At 32.1% G+C, this 25,621-nt stretch carries 19 protein-coding genes and 2 tRNA genes; 8 read left to right on the top strand and 13 right to left on the bottom strand.

Going from position 1 to position 25,621, the window contains the following annotated elements:
• The first annotated feature begins 39 nt into the window (after positions 1 to 39).
• Entirely contained in the window at positions 40 to 1,191 is a 1,152-nt protein-coding gene (locus tag HM981_RS14200) for a trans-sulfuration enzyme family protein (RefSeq protein WP_179339466.1), read from the top strand.
• A gap of 89 nt (positions 1,192 to 1,280) precedes the next feature.
• On the opposite strand, the gene pckA is transcribed toward HM981_RS14200, so the two are convergent.
• Complete coding sequence (gene pckA / locus HM981_RS14195) at positions 1,281 to 2,891, bottom strand: phosphoenolpyruvate carboxykinase (ATP) (RefSeq protein WP_246286285.1); 1,611 nt, start codon at positions 2,889 to 2,891, stop codon at positions 1,281 to 1,283.
• Positions 2,892 to 3,328: 437 nt separating this feature from the next.
• On the opposite strand from pckA, the gene bshB1 reads away from it, so the two are divergent.
• Together bshB1 and HM981_RS14185 are read left to right on the top strand one after the other, a co-directional pair.
• Entirely contained in the window at positions 3,329 to 4,051 is a 723-nt protein-coding gene (bshB1, locus tag HM981_RS14190; RefSeq protein ID WP_179339464.1) for a bacillithiol biosynthesis deacetylase BshB1, read from the top strand.
• Between the two features lie 59 nt (positions 4,052 to 4,110).
• Positions 4,111 to 4,186: transfer RNA gene (locus tag HM981_RS14185), tRNA-His, on the top strand.
• A 219-nt stretch (positions 4,187 to 4,405) separates the two neighbouring features.
• Here the strand turns inward: HM981_RS14185 and HM981_RS14180 are convergent.
• The 4 genes from HM981_RS14180 to HM981_RS14165 form a co-directional block, all read right to left on the bottom strand.
• Positions 4,406 to 5,986, bottom strand: coding sequence for a M28 family peptidase (locus HM981_RS14180; RefSeq protein ID WP_179339463.1), 1,581 nt, complete (start codon positions 5,984 to 5,986; stop codon positions 4,406 to 4,408).
• Positions 5,987 to 6,122: 136 nt separating this feature from the next.
• Positions 6,123 to 7,157: a M28 family metallopeptidase gene (locus HM981_RS14175; protein ID WP_179339462.1), complete on the bottom strand. Its 1,035-nt coding sequence runs from the start codon at positions 7,155 to 7,157 to the stop codon at positions 6,123 to 6,125.
• Between the two features lie 69 nt (positions 7,158 to 7,226).
• Complete coding sequence (locus HM981_RS14170; RefSeq protein WP_179339461.1) at positions 7,227 to 7,562, bottom strand: FUSC family protein; 336 nt, start codon at positions 7,560 to 7,562, stop codon at positions 7,227 to 7,229.
• A 6-nt stretch (positions 7,563 to 7,568) separates the two neighbouring features.
• Positions 7,569 to 8,348 carry a DUF3108 domain-containing protein gene (locus HM981_RS14165; protein ID WP_179339460.1) on the bottom strand — a complete coding sequence of 260 codons (780 nt, stop codon included), beginning with the start codon at positions 8,346 to 8,348 and terminating at the stop codon, positions 7,569 to 7,571.
• Positions 8,349 to 8,525: 177 nt separating this feature from the next.
• On the opposite strand from HM981_RS14165, the gene HM981_RS14160 reads away from it, so the two are divergent.
• The 4 genes from HM981_RS14160 to HM981_RS14145 all read left to right on the top strand — a co-directional run bounded on the left by HM981_RS14160 (position 8,526) and on the right by HM981_RS14145 (position 12,451).
• A tRNA-Ser gene (locus tag HM981_RS14160) sits at positions 8,526 to 8,610 on the top strand.
• 68 nt (positions 8,611 to 8,678) lie between these two features.
• Positions 8,679 to 9,308, top strand: a complete 630-nt coding sequence (locus HM981_RS14155) for an NAD(P)H-dependent oxidoreductase (RefSeq protein WP_179339459.1) — start codon at positions 8,679 to 8,681, stop codon at positions 9,306 to 9,308.
• An 80-nt stretch (positions 9,309 to 9,388) separates the two neighbouring features.
• Positions 9,389 to 10,582: a DegT/DnrJ/EryC1/StrS family aminotransferase gene (locus HM981_RS14150; RefSeq protein ID WP_179339458.1), complete on the top strand. Its 1,194-nt coding sequence runs from the start codon at positions 9,389 to 9,391 to the stop codon at positions 10,580 to 10,582.
• Between the two features lie 309 nt (positions 10,583 to 10,891).
• A complete protein-coding gene (locus HM981_RS14145; RefSeq protein ID WP_246286283.1) occupies positions 10,892 to 12,451 on the top strand; it encodes a family 16 glycosylhydrolase in 1,560 nt (519 codons plus the stop codon).
• Here HM981_RS14145 and ribB read toward each other — a convergent pair.
• From ribB to tpx, 7 genes are all read right to left on the bottom strand, one after another.
• The gene (gene ribB, locus HM981_RS14140; protein WP_394351712.1) at positions 12,448 to 13,596 is read right to left on the bottom strand and encodes a 3,4-dihydroxy-2-butanone-4-phosphate synthase; all 1,149 of its coding nucleotides are present in this window, start codon (positions 13,594 to 13,596) and stop codon (positions 12,448 to 12,450) included. The two genes, HM981_RS14145 and ribB, sit on opposite strands and share 4 nt — an antisense overlap.
• 31 nt (positions 13,597 to 13,627) lie before the next feature.
• Entirely contained in the window at positions 13,628 to 15,631 is a 2,004-nt protein-coding gene (locus tag HM981_RS14135) for an LptF/LptG family permease (RefSeq protein WP_179339457.1), read from the bottom strand.
• 17 nt (positions 15,632 to 15,648) lie between these two features.
• Entirely contained in the window at positions 15,649 to 16,290 is a 642-nt protein-coding gene (locus HM981_RS14130) for a LolA family protein (protein WP_179339456.1), read from the bottom strand.
• 47 nt (positions 16,291 to 16,337) lie between these two features.
• On the bottom strand, positions 16,338 to 18,785 hold the full coding sequence (locus HM981_RS14125; RefSeq protein WP_179339455.1) for an FtsK/SpoIIIE family DNA translocase: 2,448 nt from the start codon (positions 18,783 to 18,785) through the stop codon (positions 16,338 to 16,340).
• 30 nt (positions 18,786 to 18,815) lie between these two features.
• Positions 18,816 to 19,592 (bottom strand): M15 family metallopeptidase, encoded by a 777-nt coding sequence (locus tag HM981_RS14120; protein WP_179339454.1) that lies wholly within the window; start codon positions 19,590 to 19,592, stop codon positions 18,816 to 18,818.
• A 171-nt stretch (positions 19,593 to 19,763) separates the two neighbouring features.
• A complete protein-coding gene (locus tag HM981_RS14115) occupies positions 19,764 to 20,129 on the bottom strand; it encodes a diacylglycerol kinase family protein (protein ID WP_179339453.1) in 366 nt (121 codons plus the stop codon).
• A 9-nt stretch (positions 20,130 to 20,138) separates the two neighbouring features.
• The gene (gene tpx, locus HM981_RS14110; protein ID WP_179339452.1) at positions 20,139 to 20,639 is read right to left on the bottom strand and encodes a thiol peroxidase; all 501 of its coding nucleotides are present in this window, start codon (positions 20,637 to 20,639) and stop codon (positions 20,139 to 20,141) included.
• A 368-nt stretch (positions 20,640 to 21,007) separates the two neighbouring features.
• On the opposite strand from tpx, the gene HM981_RS14105 reads away from it, so the two are divergent.
• Positions 21,008 to 23,029, top strand: coding sequence for a T9SS type A sorting domain-containing protein (locus tag HM981_RS14105; RefSeq protein ID WP_179339451.1), 2,022 nt, complete (start codon positions 21,008 to 21,010; stop codon positions 23,027 to 23,029).
• Positions 23,030 to 23,192: 163 nt separating this feature from the next.
• Here the strand turns inward: HM981_RS14105 and pheT are convergent, their stop codons facing one another.
• Positions 23,193 to 25,619 carry a phenylalanine--tRNA ligase subunit beta gene (gene pheT, locus HM981_RS14100; RefSeq protein WP_179339450.1) on the bottom strand — a complete coding sequence of 809 codons (2,427 nt, stop codon included), beginning with the start codon at positions 25,617 to 25,619 and terminating at the stop codon, positions 23,193 to 23,195.
• Positions 25,620 to 25,621: the final 2 nt, after the last annotated feature.

Below are 25,621 nucleotides of genomic sequence, written 5' to 3'. Positions count from 1 at the left end.
GTAATTCTCAATTTAGCTTTTATTAAATCAGAAATTATTATGTCAAAGAAAAAACAAGGGTTAAATACCATTTGCGCTCATGTAGGCGAGGTTAAAGACGAACAATTTAAAGGGGCCGTTTCGCCAATGTATTTAAGTTCATCTTACGAGTTTTTAGATGTTGAAGTCAAACGCTATCCAAGATATTTTAATACACCAAATCAAGAATTCTTAGCCAAAAAAATTGCAGCTTTAGAACATACAGAAGCGGCTATGATTTTCGGATCAGGAATGGCAGCTATAAGCACAATGTTTTTAGCCTTTTTAAAACAAGGGGATCATATAGTGGTTCAAAACACGTTGTATGGCGGAACTGTTAATTTTATAAAGGAAGAATTTCCTAAATATGGTATAGAATATACGTTTACCAATGGTTATAAGGTTGAAGATTTTGAAGCAGCACTTCAAGAAAATACTAAACTGATTCATATTGAAACCCCTTCAAACCCATTATTAACCGTTACAGATATTAAAGCCATTGCCAAGCTTGGGAAGTCTAAAGGGATTTTTACATCTATAGACAATACGTTTGCTTCTCCTGTAAATCAAAAACCTATGGATTTAGGAATTGATATGGTCATGCATTCTGCAACCAAATATTTTGGTGGTCATAGCGATATTTGTGCAGGTGCTGTTGCAAGTTCAGAAGAGCATATGCTTCGTATTTGGAACGTTGGTAAAAATTTAGGTGGAAGTCTAAGTGATATGACGGTTTGGATGTTAGAACGCAGCATGAAAACGTTAGGACTTAGAGTTAAAGCACAAACTAAAAATGCTATGAAGATGGCAAAATGGTTAGATAAGCATCCTAAAGTATCTAAAGTATATTATCCAGGGTTAAAATCGCATCCAGAATATCAATTAGCTAAATCTCAAATGTCAGGCTTTGGAGCCATGATGTCTTTTGAATTATCAAGTGATTTAGACGCGCTTCAATTTCAAAAAGAATTAAAACTTATAAAATCGTCTATGAGTTTGGCAGGAGTAGAGAGTACAATGCTTTCTCCATATTTAACATCTCATGCTTTATTAACACAAGAGGAACGAGATTCTGTTGGGATTAGTAATCAACTAATTCGTTTTTCCGTTGGTATTGAAGAAACAAAAGATTTAAAACGAGATATTAAGCAAGCGATAGCTGCATTAAAGTAGTTGTAGTCGATTAGAGTCTATAAAATAGAATCATAGTTTTTAAACAAAAAAAGAGCCCTTATTAGGGCTCTTTATCCGTCATGGAATTATTAAATGTGGTCATTTAAATGGTGATGTTCATCAATTAATGGACCGCCTTCAATGATTTGATCAGAAGCTTCACTTGCAAATTTCTCAAAGTTTAAGTGGAAAGAATGTGCTAACTGAATTGATTTACTGATATAATTTCCTTTATCTGCCCAAGTGTTCATAGGATCTAATATTTCATTAGGAACATTAGGACACGTTTTTGGCATAAATAAGCCAAATATTGGGTGTTGTGCAAATTCTACATTATCTAATTCGCCGTTTAGAATCGCTGTAATCATTGCTCTAGTATATTTTAGTTTAATACGAGAACCAGTTCCGTAAGGTCCTGCGCTCCAACCAGTATTAATTAACCAAACGTTTACTCCAGCATCTTGCATTTTTTTACTCAACATCTCAGCATATACTGTTGGGTGTAATGGCATAAAAGGCTCACCAAAACAAGCAGAGAATGAAGGTACTGGTTCTGTAATTCCGGCTTCTGTACCAGCAACTTTTGCAGTATAACCAGAAATAAAGTGGTATGCAGCCTGTCCTGGAGTTAACTTAGATACGGGAGGTAATACACCAAAAGCATCTGCAGTTAAGAAAAATATATTTTTAGGGTTTCCAGCGTAAGATGGTACCTGAATGTTATCAATATTATAAATAGGGTAACTTACACGTGTGTTTTGTGTTATACTGCTATCCATATAATCTACATCACCATTGTCTTTAAAAATCACATTTTCTAAAATGGCACCTGGTTTAATAGCTCTAAAAATATCTGGCTCTTTTTCTTCAGAAAGGTCAATTACTTTAGCGTAACAACCTCCTTCAAAATTAAAGATATTATTATCTGCTGTCCATCCATGTTCATCATCACCAATTAATTTACGAGTTGGATCTGCAGATAAGGTTGTTTTTCCAGTTCCTGATAATCCGAAGAAAATAGCTGTATCACCATCTTCACCAACGTTAGCAGAACAGTGCATTGGTAAAACATTTTTTTCAACAGGAAGAACAAAGTTTAAAGAAGAAAAGATCCCTTTTTTAATTTCACCTGTATAAGCAGAACCTCCAATTAAGGCTATTTTATCTGTGAAATTTAAAATTGAAAAATTCCCTTGACGAAGACCGTATTTTTTAGGATCCGGAGCTTCGTAACCTGGTGCACAAAGTACCAACCAATCTTCTTTAAAATTTTCTAATTCAGATTCGTCAGATCTTAAAAACATATTATAAGTAAACATGTTAGACCAAGGTAATTCAGTAACAGTTCTAACGTTTGTTTTATATTCAGGATCTGCACAAACATAAGCATCTCTTACATAGATTTCTTTTCCGCTTAAGTAGTTCGTGATTTCAGATTTTAAAGCTTCAAAGTTTTCAGGAGAAATAGGTTTGTTTGTTTTTCCCCACCAAACACGATCTTTAGTGTAGTCATCTTTTACAATGAAACGGTCTTGAGGAGAACGACCTGTGTATTTTCCTGTATTAACAGCTAATGTTCCATTTTTAGTTTCTTTACCCATACCTTTTTCAATGGTAATGGCTTGCAGTTTTTCTGGAGAAAGATTCCAATGGGCATTAGTGTCTTTTAATCCGTACTTTGTGAGATCTCTAGTTTTCATATTTGGTTGTTTTAAAGTGTTTTCCATGATTCTATAAATTATAATTCGACGTTTAATTTTAATATGGACTTATTAATATTTTAAATAATGATTGAAAATAAGCTCATTATAGATGTTGAAACGGTTATTAACAAGTTAGTTACATTTTGTTCTTATTAATAATGTAAAGTTATATGGATAAGAAAGTAATTATTATGACGAATGTCATACTTTGAGACTTTTGAGGATTTTTCAATTATAAGTGCTAATTATTATAGATTTCTAAAGATTATACAATCGAAAGCGTTTGCGAAATAAAAAGAAATCGGTAATCCATCTTATTTTTGATATTTTTGACATTAAATAATTAGTAATAAGAAGTAAATAATGTGTTTTTTGTCATGAAAACACATTAAAGGAATATAAGTTTATTGTTTTTTAATCATTAAAAGTAAAACATGAAATTAGACATATTAGCGATTGGAGCTCATCCAGACGATGTAGAGTTAGGTTGTGGTGCAACTTTAGCCAAAGAAGTATCAAATGGTAAAAAAGTAGGTATTATAGATTTAACGCGAGGTGAGTTGGGGACAAGAGGTACAGCAGAAACTAGAGATGAAGAGGCTTTTAATGCAGCTAAAATATTAGGAGTACAATCACGAGTTAACATGAGGTTTGCAGATGGTTTCTTTATTAATAATAAAGTTCATCAGCTTGAGATTATAAAAATGATTCGTTATTATAAGCCAGAAATCATAATTTGTAATGCAATTGACGATAGACATATTGATCATCCAAAAGGAAGTCAATTAGTTAGTGACGCTTGTTTTTTAAGCGGATTAAAGAAGGTAGAAACAATTTATAAGGACGATAGTGAGCCTCAAGAACCTTGGAGGCCAAAAGTTGTGTACCACTATATACAATGGAAAGAAATAGAGCCAGATGTTGTTGTGGATGTTTCTGGTTTTATGGATAAAAAAGAAGAATCTGTCCTCGCTTATAAGACACAATTTTTTGATCCTAGCAGCAAAGAACCCGAAACTCCGATCTCTAGCAAGAACTTTACGGACAGTATTGATTATAGAGCAAGAAATTTAGGAAGATTAATTGGTGTGGAACACGCTGAGGGTTACACAGTTGAAAGATTTGTGGCTGTGGAATCGTTATTTGATTTAAAATAATATTAAAAACTGTTTGCAAAAGATAACAAATAAATTATCTTTGCAATCCAATTTAAAATGGTGGTTGTAGCTCAGCTGGTTAGAGCGTCGGTTTGTGGTACCGAAAGTCGCCGGTTCGAACCCGGTCTTCCACCCAGAAATACAAAGCTTCTCAGAAATGAGGAGCTTTTTTTGTGCCTATTGTTATCAAAAAAAACATGCTAAGCACAGATTTTTAGCTTTATCGCTATCTTAATAGGTTTAGACTCTTATTGGAACTATATCTCTTGAAACCTTTTCTTGCTTTGTGTATAAAATACAAAAAAGGCCTATCAAATTAATGAAAGACCTTTTATATAGTTTAGTTCGTTATATTTATTCAGTAGCTTTATCAACAACGAGACGTTCGTCTCTATTTGCGACTTCCCAAGCCGTGTAAAAAACTAATCGTGTTCTTGTTTCTAATAGATCGTATTCTATTTTATCTGGTGTATCAGATGGTTTATGGTAATCTGCATGTGTACCATTAAAATAAAATATTACTGGAATGTTATTTTTAGCAAAATTGTAATGATCAGACCTGTAATAGAATCGGTTAGGATCATTATCATCATTAAATTTGTAATCCAATTCCATATTTATATATTTTGAATTGGCTTCTTCCGAGATAGTATGCAAATCAGTGCTTAATTTATCACTTCCTATAAGGTAAATGTAGTTTCTTGTGCCAATGGTACGTTTTGGGTCCGTTCTACCAATCATATCAATGTTTAAATCGGCAACAGTGTCTTCTAAAGGAAAAATAGGATCGTTATCAGCGTAATGCTTAGAACCTAAAAGTCCTTTCTCTTCGCCTGTAACGTGTAAAAATAAAATAGAACGTTTTGGACCATGACCTGCTTTTTCGGCCATTTTAAATGCTTGTGCAATTTCTAAAAGTGCTACAGTACCAGAACCATCATCGTCTGCACCATTATAAATTTCACCATTTTTTATGCCTTCGTGATCTAAGTGTGCAGATATTACTAAGATTTCTTCTGGCTTTTCAGAACCTTTAATATAGGCTACTACATTTTCAGAAATTACAGATTCAGATTTGTTCTCTATTTCTAAACTCAGTGTTGTTTTAATAGTTTTTGGTGAAGAGTCTTCGATAATTGAAGGATGTAGTGCTTTTCCTAAACTTTCGTTTATTAGTAACATAGTAATACCTTCAGCATTACTTTTTAAAGTTAAGCGACCTGCAGATCCTGATGCTGCTTGACTCTGATAAAAAGGTGCATATCTAGATAATAATGCATCATCCATTAAAAAAAGGCCTTTAGCTCCATTAGCTATGGCTGCTTCTCTTTTACTAGATATGGCTTGTCTACCATTATTCCATTTTGTGTTTTCTGAGGTTCCAGAAGTCACAAAATTACCGTCAGCATCAGTAGGTTCGCCTCCTTTTGCTAAAACAAATTTTCCTTTTACATCACTGTTCTTGTAATCCGAATAGTTATCGTCATCAATACCATAACCAACATAAACGATATCATTGATAGATAGATTTATGCTCTTTGAAACTGCTAAAACAACATAATCTTCAAAATTATTAAATGAATTGCCATTGACTGTAATTTTAGCTTCTGCTACTTTTTTCTTTTCTAAAGGCACTTCTTGAAAATAATCATCTCCACCTAAAGGTGTTGGGATTCCCATATCTACGTACTTTTGTTTTAAGTACTCCACAGCCATTTTCTGTCCTTTGTCTCCTGTGTTTCTTCCTTCAAACTCATCTGAAGCATACTTGTATAGCATGGTTTTTAATTCTCCAGATGTAATTGTAGAAGCATATTCCGTTGGATCTGTTTTTTTAGATAGTTTAGATTGAGATGCGTTTGCACTACTTTTTGAAGACGTGCCACAACTCGTTACTATTGCAAATGCAACGCCTAAGAGTAGATGTTTTTTCATATAAATAAGAGTAATTGGGTTTTTTGAATAAAAATGAAGATGATTATAAACTCAAATTCAAATAAAATTAGCTTTAAAATTACGGAAATAGAATAGCCTTTAAGCTAGGTCTAAGTAGTTTTAACAAAATTTAACATCAGATAATTTCTTTCTTAAGTCGGGTCTCTGAGTTCGCTAAATACCAAGCTGTAGTAAATATTAATTTTGTGCGTTTTTCTAACAGTGAGTAATTAATTTTATCTGCGGTGTCTGATGATTTATGGTAATCTTCATGCTCTCCATTAAAAAAGAAAATAACAGGCACGCCTTTTACAGCAAAATTATAGTGATCTGAGCGATAGTAATACTTATTAGGATCCCCTTTTAAATTATATTTATAATCAAGGTTTAGGTTAGTAAACGTAGAATTAGCTTTTTCTGCAATAAAATATAGCTCGCTGCTTATTTTGTCTGAACCTATGAGATAAATATAATTTTCATCCTTGCCTTTATGTCTATTATCTACACGACCAATCATGTCTATATTTAAATTTGCAACAGCATTTTCTAGAGGGAAAATGGGATGCTCAGTGTAATATTTAGAACCGTGTAAACCAACTTCTTCTGCTGTAACATGTAAAAATACAATACTTCGTTTGGGACGATAGCCATCCTTAGTCGCTTGGTTAAACGCTTCTGCGATTTCTAAAACAGCAGATGTGCCAGAGCCATTATCATCTGCACCATTATATATTTGGTTATCTGTAACACCTACGTGATCTGAATGTGCAGTGATGTAAACATATTCGTCAGGATATTCGGAACCTTCTATATAAGCTATAACATTTTGTGATGCATTAAGATGTTCAGGTAAGACACTTTTAGGTACAATTTGATAATAGTCCTCGTTAGATGCTGGAGCACTTATATTTTGGATCTTATACTCAGTTCTAAGATAGTCACAAACTTGATTATGTCCATCTTCACCTGTCATTCTTCCATTATATTTGTCAGAAGCCACCTCTTCTAAATGTACCTTTAATTCTTCGGAAGTAATGGTGTTCATATATCTTGTTACGACAACTTCGTCTTTATAAGTGATGCTATTTTTTATATTATCAATTTTTTGACTATATCTTAAAGTGGAGCAGGAACCAACAAGAATAAGCGCCGATGCAACGAGTAATTTCATGTAACTGATTGATTTTGTGTAAAAATAAGATTAATTGAATTGTATTTTACTTTCAATTATAACGTTATTTTAAAATTCTTCATCAATTTCAATATCCTCAAGGATTTCTTTTGAGTCTTCTAGATTCTCTTCATCTCTTTGCTCTAATTGTTCCACATTACCTACTTCAGGAGTATTAAATACGTTTTTGTAAATCGTTAAGCTCAACGATATAATAACCAAAAGGAAGATATATTGAATGGCTTTAGGTTTTGACAGGTCTTTTTTAGAGATAAAGAATAGAACTAACCCCAAAATAAATGCAATAACTAAAGGTAAAATAGTTAAATTATATAATGGAGTTACAGAGAGAATTAACGCAATTATTGCGCTAATGAAGCCTAGAATAATAACTGTTTTTTTCATCGTCTTTTAATTTTTTAAACCTGTTGCAGAACTAATTTTTAATTCGCCACTACCAACTGGTATTTTAAACTTAGCATATACTGGAACTTTGTTTTTGTCTGCAGTAAGCCAAATAAGGTTAGAGTTATTTCCTTTTAACAAATCACTTCCTTTAAGCGATACGGCTAATTTATAGCATGCTTTGCGTCCTATTTTTGTATCTATCGTCTCTTTATTGATGTATTTTACAATAAGGGTAGTCTCTTTATTATCAAATAGAATAGTAAACTCTTGTTGGTCTCCTGGACTAGCTTTGTGTATATCTAAATTTCTAATAGCGTAGAGGGTACTTATAATATCTTTACTTGAAGCTCCAATTTTTACAATTTTATTTTCTTCCCAAGTTTTACCGTCTTTATTCTTTTTGCGTTTAAGACTTCTAATAAGTTTGTCTTTGTGGCTGTATTTATACTGCATAAACTTATAATAACCACCTTCGCTTATATCTCTTTTATAGAGATATGGTGTTAATGTCTTAGGGTTGACATAACTTTCGTATAAATCTCTAATTTTAAAAAAATCATCCCATTTTTTATAAGTTGTCGCAGAGCATTTTAAACGTAATAATGTGCTTTTAGAGGTTTTTACTTCGCTAGTCTCCATTTTTACTTCTGCTATGTTTGTTAATAGCCCAGACATATTATAAGACGCACTAAAGACTAATTTTTCTCCAGCGGCAATAGTTGTGTTTTGCGCATGGTACTTTACGGTGAAAAGTATAAAGATTACAAAAAGATAATGTTTCATAGCGGTTTATTTGGGTATCAAAAAGTATGTTGGACAATTTTTATGCCGAAAATACAATGCTTTCTCAAAATGAGACTAAATTTTATCCTATAAATCAGTTAATTAAAATTTTTTTCAAAAAACTATAAAAAAACCTTTGGTGAGAACAAAAAGGCTTTTATATTTGCACCCGCTAACGGAGAGTTGGCAGAGTGGTCGAATGCGGCAGTCTTGAAAACTGTTGAGGGTCACACCTCCAGGGGTTCGAATCCCTTACTCTCCGCTGAAAGGCTTTATCATTATGATAGAGCCTTTTTTTATTGCTTATTTTTGTAAATAAAACATACTTAAATGTCTATAATTGAAAAATTAAAATGGCGCTATGCTACCAAAAAGTTTGATGCCACTAAAACACTTTCTAAAGAGAAATTAGACACGTTAAAAGAAGCATTTAATTTAACCGCATTGTCTTACGGCCTACAAACCTTAAAATTGGTTGTTGTAGCTAATAAACAGGTTAGAGAACAATTAGTAGCTTTATCCTATGGACAACGTCAAGTTGTTGACTCCTCTTATTTATTGGTGCTTTGTATACAAACTAAAATTGACGAAGATGATGTTGATACGCATTTTGAGACGATTAAAGCCACACGAAACACACCTAATGAAATTCTAGCACCTTTTAAATCTCAAATGAAATCTACCATATCTGAAATGGCGGATTCAAATAAAACAGATTGGGCTACTAGACAAGCTTATATCGCCTTAGGAAATTTAATGACTGTCTGTGCTTTAGAACAGATAGATAGTTGTCCTATGGAAGGATTTTTACCTAGAGAATTGGATGCCGTGTTGGGCTTAGAAGATTTAGGTCTTAATTCTGTTTTATTGTTGCCTGTAGGTTATAGGGCAGATGATGATATGTTTGCCGACTTAAAAAAAGTAAGACAACCTATTTCAAAAACCGTTATAGAATTATAACCGTTTTTAACAGCTTCAAATATGTAAAATCATATCTTTGTTTTTCGACTGAAAAAATACCATAAAAATCAAAATTCACTATGCCAGGATTCGAGTTATTTAGCGATTTAGAACGTAAAGAAGTTAATGATGTTTTAGATAATGGAGTATTAATGCGCTATGGTTTTGATGGCATGCGAAAAGGCCATTGGAAAGCTAAAGAATTGGAAGCCGAATTGGCAACTACATTTCAATCTAAGTACGTTCAATTGGTATCTAGTGGAACTGCTGCTGTATCTGTTGCTTTAGCTTCGGCTGGAGTTGGTGCAGGAGATGAAGTGATTATGCCAACCTTTACGTTTGTAGCAAGTTTTGAAGCTATAATGATGCTTGGAGCCACTCCTATTTTAGTAGATATTGATGATACCTTAACATTAGATCCAAAAGCTGTTGAAGCTGCTATTACACCAAAAACAAAAGCCGTTATGGTAGTGCAAATGTGTGGTAGTATGGGAGATATGGACGCCTTGCAAGCTATTTGTAATTCGCATGATTTCCTGTTTATTGAAGATGCTTGTCAAGCTATTGGTGGTACTTATAAAGGAAAACCGTTGGGAAGTATTGCTGATTTGGGCTGTTTTTCATTCGATTTTGTAAAAACTATTACTTGTGGTGAAGGTGGAGCTGTGGTCACTAACAATAAAGAGTATTACATCAATGCCGATCATTACAGTGATCATGGTCATGATCATATAGGAAGTGATAGAGGAGCAGAAACACATCCAACTTTAGGTTATAACTTTAGAATTTCAGAATTACATGCAGCAGTTGGTTTAGCGCAAGTAAGACGCTTACCAGAGTTTATTGCTATTCAAAAACGTAATTACACCATTTTACGAGATGCATTGTCTAAAATAGATGGAGTAACGTTTAGAGCCGTTCCAGAAGGTGGAGAAGAGAGTTATGCGTTTTTAAATTTCTTTTTACCAGATTTAGAATCTTCACAAAAAGTAATAGAAGCCTTTAAAATAACAGGAGTCGATGTTTGCTGGAATTACTACCAAAACAATTGGCACTACATTAAGGAATGGAATCATTTAAAGGATCAGAAATCTTTATTTCCAATTTCTAAAGAAGTAAAGGAAGGATTAGAATATCTAAAGACAAAAACTTTTGAACAGTCAGATAGCTATATCGCTCGAAATATTTCATGCTTAATAAAACTGTCTTGGACTGAAGAAGAAGTTAGAGAGCGTGCTGAAAAGATGGTAAAAGGAATTAGATCTATTTTGTAAAGTAGCTTAATTGTAAATTACATAATAGTATCTTTAATATAATAGTGCATATGCAATAGGTAAATATTATGTTGTAAGGAAAAGCTATCTTGATTTCACCTTGCTTTTATTTAAGATCTTATTAATTACTAAAGACCATAAGCAAGATTTATTAAACCGAATTGTAAAAAAGCCACTGTATAGAGTGGCTTTTTTCATTTCATTAATTTTTTTGTAGATGGTATCATCCTAATGTATAGGTTTTGTATAGGTTGATAATTCGTTTCTCGTTATTTAGATTCATAGTTTTATAAAAAAAAATATATTTCTATGAAATTAAATTACGCTTTAACTATACTTTGTCTGTTATTCCGTCTTTTTTCATTTGCACAAGAAATGCCAATTGATTTTTCTGACAGTGCAGATAATTTCAGTGCATTTAATAATAGTGCTTTTTCCTTTAATACAGATTCAGTTGATTCTAGTAATGACGTTGGTCAATTTTTTAATGATGGAAGTAGTGCTTCCCAAGGATTCTATATCGATTTATCCCAACCAATAAATTTGAATGTACAACAGGAAATTACATTGGCATTTTATCAATTTGATCCTAATAATCATACTATATTATTAAAATTAGAAAATGGTACAGATTTGGATGTAGAAGTGAATCAGAGTAATTCTGGTGCAGGTTGGACAAATGATATTACTTTTAATTTTGCTAATGCCACAATTAGTGGAACGACTAATGCAATAAATGCAACAGGCAGTTATAGTAGATTAACCATTTTTATCGATGATGGAGTAGCAGCTCCAGGAACTTACTTAATAGATAATATTAATGATGGCTCCTTACCAACAGACCCAAGCGAGTTAGATATAATATATGAAGATTTAGTTTGGTCTGATGAATTTAATACCAATGGAGTCATTGATTCTAATAATTGGTTTCATCAAACACAGTTACCAGCTGGTGGTAGTTGGTTTAATGGTGAACAACAGCATTATACAAATCGAATTGAAAACTCATTTGTAGATAATGGTTTTTTAAATATATCAGCAATAAAAGAAAATTATACGGATCAAGGTGAAACAAAGCCATATACATCTGCTAGATTAAATTCAAAATTTGCATTCACTTATGGTAGAGTAGATGTCAGAGCAAAATTACCATTTGGTGATGGTACGTGGCCCGCGATATGGACATTAGGAAAAAATGTAAATGAAGATGGTGGTTTCTGGGATAACCAATATGGTACAGTAGGATGGCCTGCTTGTGGTGAGATAGATATTATGGAACATGGATTAGGGACCACTAATCATGTAAGTAGTGCATTACACACACCTTGCGCAGGTTGTTTTGGTAATACTATGAATTTTCAATCGTACGTTTTAAATGATGTCTCCAATGAGTTTCATGTTTATTCCATGAATTGGTCACCGAATCAAATCACATTTCTCATTGATGGTATTGGTTTCTATACCTATAACCCAGCTTTAAAAGATGATGGTACTTGGCCATTTTATCAAGATCAATATTTACTTTTAAATATAGCGATGGGAGGCGTCGCAGGAGCGATAGACCCAAGTTTTGTTCAAAGCAATATGGTTATTGATTATGTACGCGTTTATCAGAATACAGAATTGAGTATAGACGAGGCATTTGCTAATAAATTTAATGTTTATCCAAACCCTACTTCAGATTATATTAAAATTGCATCTGAAGAAAATATTGATAGCGTAGCACTTTATAATTCTATAGGTCAGTTAATCTTTGAGAAAAAAGAGCATACAAAACTATTAAATGTTGAACGTTTAAAATCTGGAATATATATACTAAAAATATATTCTGGGGCAAATGCAACGATTAAAAAAGTATTAATAAATTAATATTCTACATATTCAACAATCTCCAAACCATAACCAATCATCCCAACACGTTTGGTTTGGAGACTATTAGATAATAGTTTTAGCTTGCTAACTTTTAATTCGTGCAGTATTTGAGCACCAATCCCAAAATCTTTAGAATCCATACTTAAGCTAGGTGCTTTTATTAACTCACCTTCAACTTGGCTCTCTTTTAACATAGAGAGACGCGTTAATAAGTTTACGGACTCCGGTTGCTGATTAATAAAGATAATAGCACCTTTTCCTTCACTATTAATAACATTGAACATATCATCTAATTTTTGATCTGCATTATTAGTCAATGCACCCAAAATATCACTATTTACTAAAGTGTTATTCACACGTGTAACTATAGCTTCATCAGCTTTCCAAGTCCCTTTTGTTAATGCAATATGAACCTGATCATTTGTTGTTTGTTGAAATGCTCTTAACCTAAACTTCCCAAAACGGGTTTCAATAGTAAAGTCTTCTTTTTTCTCAATTAAAGAATCGTGTTCCATTCGGTAAGCCACTAAATCTTCTATAGACACAATTTTTAAGTCAAACTTTTTAGCTACTTTTAATAGTTGTGGTAATCTAGCCATGGTTCCATCCTCATTCATGATTTCTACAATCACTCCTGCAGGTTCAAAACCAGCTAAACGTGCAAAATCTATTGCAGCTTCAGTGTGTCCTGTACGTCTTAAAACACCACCTTCTTTAGCAACTAAAGGAAAAATATGTCCTGGTCTCGCTAATTCAAAAGGCTTAGTATCTGGGTTCACTAAAGCTTTAACCGTTTTTGCTCTATCGCTTGCAGAAATACCTGTGCTTACTCCATTTCCTCTTAAATCTACAGAAATCGTAAAAGCCGTTTCCATAGGATCGGTATTGTTGCGCACCATCATATTAAGATCTAAATCTTCACAACGGTGTTCTGTAAGAGGAGCACAAATTAGTCCTCTACCATGAGTTGCCATAAAGTTGATCATTTCTGGTGTTACCTTTTCAGCAGCTGCTAAAAAGTCTCCTTCATTCTCTCTGTTTTCATCATCTACAACAATAATAACCTTGCCTTGTTTAATGTCTTCAATGGCATCTTCAATAGAGTTTAGGCTTGTTCTTGTATTAGTGGTTTCTGTCATCATGGTACTTTATTTAAGCGTAGTAAAGATACTGCTATTTTATATTTTGAAGACAACTCAGATAAAAGTCTTGTGAGATTCTGCTTCTAACAATAATGTATTTTAATGGGTAAAAAGGAAGCAAAAGTATTAAGACTAATTGACTAAGAGGTTTTCTCGTTATATTAATTATTTTATAAAATTTCGAATAAATTAATGTATTTACAACAACATAAATTCCAAAGAATATAAATGCAATGATGCTTAAACTTAAAGCAGGTTGCTCAAGTTCTGGTAGCTTGTTGTTTTTAAATACAAAATGTAAGACTAGAAGGATTACACCAATACAATAGGCTATCAAATTAGTTTTTGAATAATCTTTATAGTCTTTGAGTAAAAGTCGTCCTTCAATTAATGAATCTGGGACTTCTAAACCTTCAGTTTTTAAATTCTCTAGTGGTATTTTTCTATCTAGTAAATTGTGAAGTGCAATTTCTTTAGGTTTTTTATCAATATCAAATTCATCTTCTTTCTTAATGATGGCAATTAATTCTTCAATAGAATATTTAGAATAAAAGTTATAAACTTTAGTATCGCTTTCTGAAAGTTGAAGTTTTTGATTCGGATTAAATAAGCGTTTTAATGGAACTAGAATAGCATCAAATTGAAAGACACCTTTATCATTAGTAGCACGTGTTGTAAGGTAAATACTTAGTGGAAGCATAACTGCAGTAGACAGCCAGGCTCCAATGATGGGATTAAAACTTCCTTTTTCAGCACTATTTTTTGAGAAAATACCAAAGAAGTGATAGGTTAAGAATAATACAATAGCAATTACCATTGGTAATCCGAGTCCACCTTTACGGATTAACGCTCCTAACGGTGCACCAACAAAGAATAAAATAACACATGCAAATGCTAAAACAATTTTGTCATGTAGTACAATAACATGCTTGTTAAGTTCAATTTGTTTTGTTCTTAACGATTTTATGTTTGAATCTATAACTTGCCTAGAACTGTTAGATGAATTTAGTGCTAATTTAACAATCTGAATTTTTTGAGTTGTATTATACAGACTTAACAAATATTCTGTAGAAGGAATGGTGTCTATTTGTGTAGAATCAATAGTTTTATTAACGTCAATATTTGTGTTTAAAGCCTCGAATGTACTTCTGTTATAAAGCGTCTTTGATAGGGTTTTGTAATCGTCCTTTCTTTTCTCTTTTAATGTATCTATAACTTTTCTAAGTTGACTAGAATTTAGCATGTTATATCTATCCGAATGATTTTTTTCGTCTAAATCATCAGAATTTAAGATCTCTAAATCTACATTAAAGATATAGTTTTCAAAGTAGCTTCTAACGTGTGGTTTATTTTTGTTTTTACGTGTATCACGATCCACGATTTCTTCGTAATAATTACCATTTATTAATTCTAGTTGAAGAATATTAGAGTCAGGACTACTTTTTAACTCTCCTTTTTCAGATACAATAACTTTGAAATTCCCTTTACGTACATCACTTTTTTGATGAATAACAACTCCTTCTAGAAATTGCCCTCTATCGCCAGATTTTTTATCTACTTTAATCGTTATGTTTCCAATTTCGTTAAACTGACCTTCAGCAATGGCGAGAGCTGGTTTAACCTTGGCAATATTTCGTCTAAGATTGTAAAAGTTATATTCTCCCCATGGAATAACGTTGTTCGCAAAAAAGAAGCAGGCAATACCGAGACCAACAATAAATACGCTTAAACTACGCATTGCACGTTGTAAAGATATTCCTGTAGATTTCATTGCGGCAAACTCGTAGTTTTCTGCAAAATTTCCAAAAACCATTATTGAAGATAATAAAACGGTTAAAGGCACCACCAAAGGTATTAGCTTTGGCATGTAATACAAGATAAATTTTGCCGTGACAATGACATCTAAATCCTTACCAGCAAGTTCAGCAATATAAAGCCATACTCCTTGTAGAATAAAGATGAACATGAATATAATAAAGACGCTAAAAAAGGTCCTTAAAAATGTGATAAGTATGTACCTATCTAATATTTTCACAGCGTTAAAATTTAGCGTTAATCTATTTTATTAATAAAGTAATCGCTGTATTTACTTTTGTCAAATGTAAATAAGGTTTTTGAAATAGGTTGGTCGCTTTTAAAAGAATTAACAGTTAATGTTGTTTTAGTTCCATTTTTGCCAACTTCAATCAAGTTATAAATGTGTTTTGTTGTAGCATCTATACCTAATAATACGTGCTTAATTTCAGAATCAGTATCTATAGAATTTAATTTAATGTATTGTATTTTTCGTCCTTTTATAGTTTGTATGATATCCATTTTATAACTATAGCCATCTTCATAAAAAGAAAGCATCTTACTTGGTGTAATTGTGCTCTCGTCATTAGTATTGTCAGAAGAAATAGTAACCTCTTCGTCTTCAGGACTAATAGTATACAACGTTTTACCATCGAAGATACGTGTAATGCCTAAAATGTTAAGTTTGTATTTTTCATCTTCAATAACGACATCACCTCGAGTTTCTTGTTTAATGCCTTCGCTAACATTATTCAGTTCGTATTTAAAGTCTAAGCTAATGTTTTTATAGCTCTTAATTTTTGCACTAACATCGTTTAACAATGCTTCTGCTTCAGCGTCATTTTGCGCAAATGCAGAAAATCCTAGTGTGATAAATGCTATTACTAATAATCTTTTCATTTCTTAAATTTATTTAATACTCTTTTATATTAATACTGTGTCTAAATCTATTGCTTCTCATTTTCTAGTAACTGATCTAAAGATGTTAAATCGGGTACTAAAACTTGTCTAGCCTTACTGCCTTCAAAATTACCAACAATTCCAGCGGCTTCTAATTGATCTATAATTCTACCAGCTCTGTTGTAGCCTAATTTTAATTTTCGTTGCAATAAAGAAGCTGAACCTTGTTGTGCTGTTACAATAAGTTCTGCTGCATCTCTAAATAATTTATCTCTATCTGATATGTCTACATCAAGATTTATGCCACCTTCTTCACCAACGTATTCAGGAAGTAAATGTGCATCGGGATATGCTTTCTGAGAGCCTATAAATTCGGTGATTTTTTCAACTTCTGGTGTGTCTACGAAAGCACACTGTATTCTAATCAATTCGTTACCTTGTGTATATAACATGTCTCCACGGCCAATTAATTGATCTGCACCAGAACCATCTAAAATAGTACGAGAATCTATTTTACTCGTTACTCTAAATGCAATACGCGCAGGGAAATTGGCTTTAATTATACCTGTAATAACGTTTACCGAAGGTCGTTGTGTAGCCACAATTAAGTGAATGCCAATAGCACGTGCTAATTGCGCAAGTCTTGCAATTGGTGTTTCTACCTCCTTACCAGCAGTCATAATTAAATCAGCAAACTCATCTACAACTAAAACAATGTATGGTAAAAAGGCATGACCATCATTTGGGTTTAGTTTTCTGGCTTTAAACTTGGTGTTGTATTCTGCAATGTTTCTACAAAATGCATTTTTAAGCATTTCGTAACGGTTATCCATTTCAATACAGAGTGAATTTAAGGTGTTTATAACTTTGGTGTTGTCTGTAATAATAGCTTCTTCACTATCTGGTAATTTTGCCAAATAATGACGTTCTATTTTATTGAAAAGCGTTAATTCTACTTTTTTAGGATCTACAAGAACAAATTTTACTTCTGCTGGGTGTTTTTTATATAATAACGAGGTTAACACGGCGTTTAAACCAACAGATTTACCTTGTCCTGTTGCACCAGCCATTAATAAGTGTGGCATTTTAGCTAAATCAACGACAAAGGTTTCATTACTAATTGTTTTACCAAATGCGATTGGTAAATGCATCTCCGATTTTTGGAATTTTTGAGAAGCAATAACAGAACGCATTGATACAATAGTCGAATTTTTATTAGGCACCTCAATACCAATTGTACCTTTTCCAGGAATAGGAGCAATGATTCTAATCCCTAAAGCTGAAAGTGATAAGGCGATATCGTCTTCTAAATTCTTAATTTTTGAAATACGGATTCCTGCATCTGGTACTATTTCATAAAGAGTAACTGTTGGGCCAATAGTGGCTTTTATGCTTGCAATTCCAATTTTATAATTGTTTAAGGTTTCAACAATTCTATTTTTGTTCTCTTCAAGTTCGTTTTGATCTATTGAAATCCCTTCGTTATCATATTTTTTTAATAAATCTAACGTAGGAAATTGATATTTTCCTAATTCCAGCGTAGGATCAAATTGTCCAAAATCTTCTACTAATTTATCCGCTAAATTATCTGATTCTGATTTTTCTTCTTGGACAGTTTCTACTTCAATCTTTAATTCTGGTGTGTCAATAGTTTCTTCTTTAGGTTTTTCTGTAACTTCCATTTTTAAACCTTCAGCTATAGGATCCTTTTTAGGTTCAACCTTAGGTTTAGAATGGTTACTAATAGTAGGTTCTAGATTTTCTAAAGGTACTTCTATCGTAGATTTAATTGCTTCTGCTTCTTCAGTTAAGCTATTGTCAAAAGCTACAATTGGTTGGGTTGTACTTTCTTCAGATTGTAAATCTTCTTTAATTGAACTTTTTGCACTCTTAAAAAAGTTAACAATAAGCTCGCCTGTAATTTTAAACCTAATGGCTAAATAGGCGATAAGGCCAAATATTAATAAAAGGATAACACCAACTTTACCTATGTAATCTTGTAGAAATTGATTGATTTCAAAGCCAATGATACCTCCAAGAAAATCAAATTTATGTGTAAAAAAGCCGAAAAGGATGGATAGCCAAACCACAATTAATGTGCCCCAAATCCAATGTTTTCTAAGTTTTGCTTTGTTTAAATTTAGAGTAACATAAACACCAGAAAGAAATAATAAACCAGCAAAAATAAAGGATGGTAAACCAAAACCTTTAGTAATAAAAAACTCACTAAGCCAAGCACCAAGTTGGCTTGCCCAGTTTTTGTATTCGGTGGTGCGTTCTGGGAAATTTTGAAGTACACTTTGATCTTCTTTTCCTGTGAAAACGAAAGATAAAAATGAAATAAAAAGTAGAACACCAATGATAATAAGGAAACTTCCAAGTACCAGTTTATGTTGACTCGATAACTTTAACGAAGGTTTTTTTAATCTAGCCTTTGTTTTTGTTTTCGGTGCAGCTTTAGTTGTTGCTTTCTTTTTTGTTACTTTTTTTGCCATGCTTACTTCCTACAAAAGTGGGAATCTCTTTTATTTATACGTTTTTGCTTTTTGCGAAATACCATTTACATAATCGTTAATTATATTGAGGTCTTTTGCTAATTCGGCTCCTTTAAATGTATTTATGTCATTAACGGTAATATTAGAATTGTAAAATTCTAAATACTCACTTGCTAAAGGTAAATAAGACCAGTGCCATTTTTCTAAATTATAGCCTGATCTAAGATTGTTTTTCTCAGTGTAAACCTGATAAAATCCAAAACTATTAGCATTTTCATTCAGCCAATTATAAATGTCTTTTCCTTTTCCACTGCTAAAATACGAATTACTTAAGCTATTTATATCTAGATCTGTTCCCCAATGATGTCTAGAGGATGAAGGCATAGAACTATATTCTAAAATTTTCTGAGCACGCTGTAATGGTTTAAGGTCAGAATACTTGTTCCATTTGCGTTCCCAAATAGCTTTTTGTTCGGCGAAATTTCGTGTTCCAGATAAAATAGTTAGAATTATACCATCGTTTTCAGCGGCTTTATGCATCTCAATAAAAGCAGCATATACCGTTTTATTTAGGTATAATGTTTTTGCTGCATGCTTGGTACTTACTTTAACAAATGTTGTATCTGTCTTATAATCAAACTTCCCAAGAACAAGAGTTTTTGTAATGGTTAAGCTCGGTTCTTTAGATGTGCTTATTGTGTCTGTATTGATTGTTTTAGCGTCACTATTAAGACTGATTTTTTTATCCTTTACGTTGCAACTTAACATAGTAAATACAATAGATAACGTCGCAATTAATAATTTCATTTGAGTCTTAAAAGGGTTGTTGGATTTTAATGTTACAAAAATACAAATATGAAACGTTAAACCTATAGGTTTTGGTATGTAAACATCTTGTAAATTTGAGCGTACTGCTAAAATTGAAAATGATTGTTTTATATCATCTATAACTAAGTTAAGGTAAGAATTGTAGGTCTTTTAAAACTTAGGAATATATATAATGCCAGCAATAATGACAGCGATAACTGAAGCAATAAAAACGGCTCCTGCAGCCACATCTTTTATGAGACCAATTTTTTCGTGATATTCAGGGTGAATAAAATCGGCAATGGCTTCAATTGCAGTGTTCATGCCTTCAACACTCATAACTAAACCAATCATTGTAATTTGGGCAATCCATTCTGTTTTCGAAATATCAAAATAGAAGCCAGCAATGGTAACAACTAAAGCGATGAATAGTTGTACTTTAATACTGGCTTCAGTTCTAATAAGTATAAACATGCCTTTAAAAGCAAAGCCTACACTTTTTATTCTGTTAAGTATAAATGATTCCTTTTCTGGCATGAAATGAAATTAGGCTAAACTTGCTAATGCATTTTCATAATTTGGTTCGTCTACAATTTCAGAAACTTGTTCTGTGTATAAAACCTTACCATCTGTGTCAATAACAACAATACAACGCGATAGTAATGGTGCTAATGGACCAGTTTTAAAGGTAATACCGTAATCTTTACCAAAGTCTCCTGTTTTAAAATCTGAAAGACTTTCTACGTTGTCAAGACCTTCTGCACCACAAAAACGAGCTAAAGCAAAAGGTAAATCTTTAGAAACACATAATACTTTAGTGTTTTCTAATGCACTTGCTTTTTCGTTAAAAGTTCTAACAGATTGTGCACAAGTCCCTGTATCTACACTAGGAAAAATGTTTAATACCAATCTACTACCTTTGTAATCTTCTTTGGTTTTTGAAGTTAAATCAGTTGCTGTAAGGTTAAAACTTGGTGCTTCGCTACCTACAGCAGGTAAGTTTCCTATTGTTTCAATAGGATTTCCTTTCAATGTTATATTTGCCATATCTATTTTTTTTTAATGGTATAAATTTAGTAAGAATTCATTGATAAAAAAGAATTAAGTTGAGATTAAAAATTAATAAATCTATGATATAGATTTTCTAATTAAATGAATACGTCTCTAAGTTATTTATAATTATACAAATTAGTTGCTATCAACTTGTAGATATATTGTAGTAGAAAAGGTATAGAACCGTAGAATGTGTTTTTTGCAAAACTGATAGATATTTATCATTTAATTTAAATAGGCGACAATAATTTTTTTTCATTTATACTTTTTGATTTTTTTTACGTAAAATACCTAGTATTAGGTATTTGTTTTTATAGGATTAATTTTTAAATTTATTTTTTTTAATTAAATACTTATACAATATGAAAAAAATTTTACTCCTGTTGTGTGTTCTTATCGGAACACAAATTTATTCTCAAACTATTAATATTCCTGATTCTAATTTTGAACAGGATTTAATTGATCTTGGTTACGATACAAACGGACTTACAGGTAATATTTTAATTAGTGATGCTTTAACTGTTACGGTATTACATGTAGATAAAACTTTAGATGCAAATAATAAAATTACAGATTTAACAGGAATTGAAGCTATGACAAATTTGACAAGCCTTGCCGCTAATTACAACGATTTAACCTATATAGATGTGAGTCAGAATCATAGTTTAAACGTATTGTATTTAGGTCAAAATAAGCTGACGACAATAGATGTTTCAAATAATACTAATCTACAATATTTCGGATTAGACTATCAGCAAGAGGGTTATGGCTTTACGGAAATAGATGTGAGTAGCAACACTAATTTAATAAGTTTATGGATACAAGGCAATGATTTAGCAACCATTGATGTTTCAAATAATGTTAACTTAGAAACTTTATATGTGTTTCAAAACAATCTAACCAATATAGATCTTTCTAACAACATTAATTTACGTAATGTAAATGTGGATTCCAATCAACTAACAAATTTAGATCTTTCTAATAATGTTTTAATATATAAATTGCATTTTTATGATAATCTGATTTCTACAATTGATGTGAGTATGTTATCAAATTTAGAACGTTTATATGTTTCAAAAAACCTAATTACAAGTATAGATATTACAAACAACCCTTTGCTATGGGATTTTAGAGGTAATGAAAATGCTATTTCTAGTATAGATGTTACTCAAAACCCACTATTAATAGGACTTGATATGGTTGATACTGATCTAACTACAATTGACGTTACAAATAATCCTAACTTATTGGCACTATGGTTAGATGGTTGTGATTTAAGTGAGTTAAATGTAGAAGATAATACACTTTTACAAGAACTTACCTTAAGCGATAATGCAATTGAAAATCTTGATTTATCTAATCACACATCAATATATAAATTAATGGTTCAAAATAATGAATTAAAACGTTTAAACATTGCAAATGGTAATAATAGCGTTATTACAGAATTAGATGTAACAGGTAATCCAGATTTACAATGCTTACAAGTAGATGATGAAGATTATGCCACAACAAATTGGGTAAATATAGATTTAGAAGCGTCATTTAGTGAAGATTGTTCAGGTATTTGGGAGATTTATGTGCCAGATACAAATATGGAAAATGCTATATATAATGTTACAGGAATCGATACAAATAATGATGGTATTATCACTTTCACAGAAGCTTCAAATTATACAGGTGTATTAGATTTGAGTAATCAAAATATAACTGACATAACAGGTGTGTCTTCATTTGCTAATATTTCAACCTTAAATCTATCTGAAAATAATATTACAGACTTATCAGAATTACTAAATGGTAACGCGCTTGTTATAACTAATAGAGGTACAGGCGAAACCACAACAGTGAATACTAACTTAAGTAACTTACAAGCATTGTACGTCAGTGAAAATCTATTAGAACATATAGATATTACGGAGCTTACAAGTTTACAATTTTTAGATTGTAACAATAATGATCTACTCTCCTCTTTAAATGTTGCGAATGGTAATAATGTTAATATGCAGGTTATAGCGAACAACAATATTATTTTAGAATGTATACAAATTGATGCTGATATTATGGGTGATATTCCATTAACTTGGGAGAAAGATGATATGGCGAATTATAGCATAGATTGTGAATCAACTTTAGCTGTTGCAGATTTTAGTCTAAAAAATAGTATTAGTATATATCCAAATCCGGCTTCAACAGTTATTACTATAGATGTAAATAATGATATAGATATAAAAGATATTAAAATGTATAACATAGAGGGAAGGTTAATAAATACATTTAACGATTCTAATCAAATCAACATGGCATCATTAAAAAATGGATTGTATCTTTTAGAGATTATATCTAATAAAGGAAAACTTATAAAACGAGTTATTAAGCAATAGATAAACTGATATAAGTTTGAATTAGAAGCTAATATGTAGAGTAAAACATCGGTATTCAAAATTTTCTACATAAACCATAAGATGGTTTAAAACAAAAAAAAAACAGCCCTTAAAATTTTAAGGGCTGTTTTGTATGAGAAATTAAAATAAAAAAAACCTTTAGCTAGCGCAACTCTGCATCAAGCTTGCTTTCAAAATTAGATTGCAGCTTAGACATAATTTTATCAATTTGCTTATCGTTTAATGTTTTTCTTTCGTCTTGAAATGTAAAACTTACAGCATAACTCTTTTTACCAGAAGGTAATTTTTTGCCTTCATAGACATCAAACAAATTCACACTTTTAAGCAATTGCTTTTCTGTTTGTTTTGCTATAGTATCAATGTCTTGAAACGTTACTTTATCATCTAATAAAAGTGCAAAATCTCTTCTAATTGATGGGTATTTAGAAATAGCATTAAATTTAATCTTATTATGTTGTGCCATTTCTAAGACATTGTCCCAATTGAAATCTGCAAACAATACATTCTGTGAAATACCAAAATGCTTTAATACCGATTTCTTTACCAATCCAAATTCTACTAGTTTTTTCTTACCAATAGAAAAACTCATGCCTTCACTTAAAATATCAGATTTATTTGGTGCCGATTTAAAACGGGTTAAACCTAAGCGTTGTAAAACGACTTCAATGGTTCCTTTTAAATAAAAGAAATCTGTTGGATTGCTAGCAGAGTTCCAACGTTCTTCAGTTTTATTTCCTGTTACAAAAAGCGACAAGTGTTTATATTCTTCTCGTGATTCTGCGTATTGATGGTAGGTTTTACCAAATTCAAATAACTTTAAATCGTTACGCTTTCTATTGATGTTATGTGCTACAGCTTCTAATCCTGAGAACAATAAGGATTGTCTCATAACTTCTAAATCGCTACTTAAAGGATTTAGCATTTTTATATTATGCGCTTCGTTTAGATCTTCGCTTAGCTCTACATATTTAGGCGATGTTAATGAATTTGCCATAATCTCAAAGAATCCTTGAGACGCTAATTGATTTCCAATGATATTCTGAAGTTTATAGTCTTCAAATTTAGATGAGTTAGATATTGAAGCATTCAACTTTGTTGTTGTAGCTATATTATTGTAACCATAAACTCTTAATATTTCTTCTATAATATCTGCCTCACGTTGTACGTCATTTCTAAATGCAGGCACTGTTAAGCCTAAGCCAGCTTCAGTAACGTTGTTTACTTTTATGTCTAAAGATGAAAGAATACTCTTTATAGTTTCTTTTGGGATTTCCTCGCCAATTAATTTTTTAGCATTGTCAAAACTTAATCTAACTTCAAAATCTTTTATTTTCTTTGGGTAAGCATCAACAATATCGCTTGTAATTTCGCCACCTGCAATTTCAAGAATCAATAAAGCTGCTCGTTTTAGAGCATATTCTGTTAAATTAGGATCAATTCCGCGTTCAAATCTAAACGAAGCATCCGTATTTAAACCATGACGTTTTGCTGTTTTACGAACACTCACAGGATTAAAATACGCACTTTCTAAGAAAATTCGAGAGGTGTTTTCTGTAACACCAGAATCAATACCGCCAAAAACACCAGCAATACACATGGGTTTGTTGGCATCGCAAATCATTAAATCTTCTTCATGTAACTCACGCTCAACTCCATCTAAAGTGGTGAATTTTGTACCAGTTTCACAGGTTTTAACTTCAATTTTATTACCTGAGATTCTATCACCATCAAAGGCGTGTAAAGGTTGCCCTAGTTCGTGTAAAACATAATTGGTGATATCTACAATGTTATTAATAGGAGATAAGCCAATAGATTTTAAACGGTGTTGTAACCATGCAGGAGAGGTTTCAACCTTTATTCCTGAAATGGTTACACCACAATAACGTGGTGCTTTTTCATTATCTAATACATCTACATCTATTTTGTATGCTCGTGCATCTACGTGATACGAGCTTACAGATGGTGTAATTAGTTCTAAAGACACTTCTTTTTGTAGTAAGCCTGCTTTTAAATCTCGGGCTACACCATAATGGCTCATAGCATCTGCTCTGTTAGGAGTAAGACCTATTTCAAAGACTTCATCGTTTTCAACTTCAAATAGATTTGCAGCTAATGTTCCAACTTCAATATCAGCGTCTAAAACCATAATGCCATCGTGAGATTTTCCAAGACCTAATTCGTCTTCAGCGCAAATCATACCATGACTTTCTTCGCCTCTAATCTTACCTTTTTTAATGGTCCAAGCTTCACCTTCTTCAGTATATAAAGTGGTTCCTATGGTTGCTATAGGTACTTTTTGTCCGGCTGCTACATTTGGAGCTCCACAAACAATTTGTAAAGGAGCGTCCTCTCCAATATTAACAGTTGTAACTTTTAATCGATCAGCGTTTGGGTGTTGTTCGCAAGTTAAAACTTCGCCAATAACAATACCTTTTAATCCACCTTTTACGGATTCGTAAGTTTCAATGCCTTCTATTTCTAAGCCTAGATCTGTTAGTAAATCGCCAGTTCTTTCAGCGTTCCAATCGGTCTTTATAAACTGTTTTAGCCAGTTGTATGAAATTTTCATAG

The organism is Winogradskyella ludwigii, from assembly GCF_013403985.1.
GTDB classification, from domain to species: domain Bacteria; phylum Bacteroidota; class Bacteroidia; order Flavobacteriales; family Flavobacteriaceae; genus Winogradskyella; species Winogradskyella ludwigii.
The sequence above is the reverse complement of the archived record's forward strand: the minus strand, read 5'-3'. Positions and strand labels throughout refer to the sequence as shown.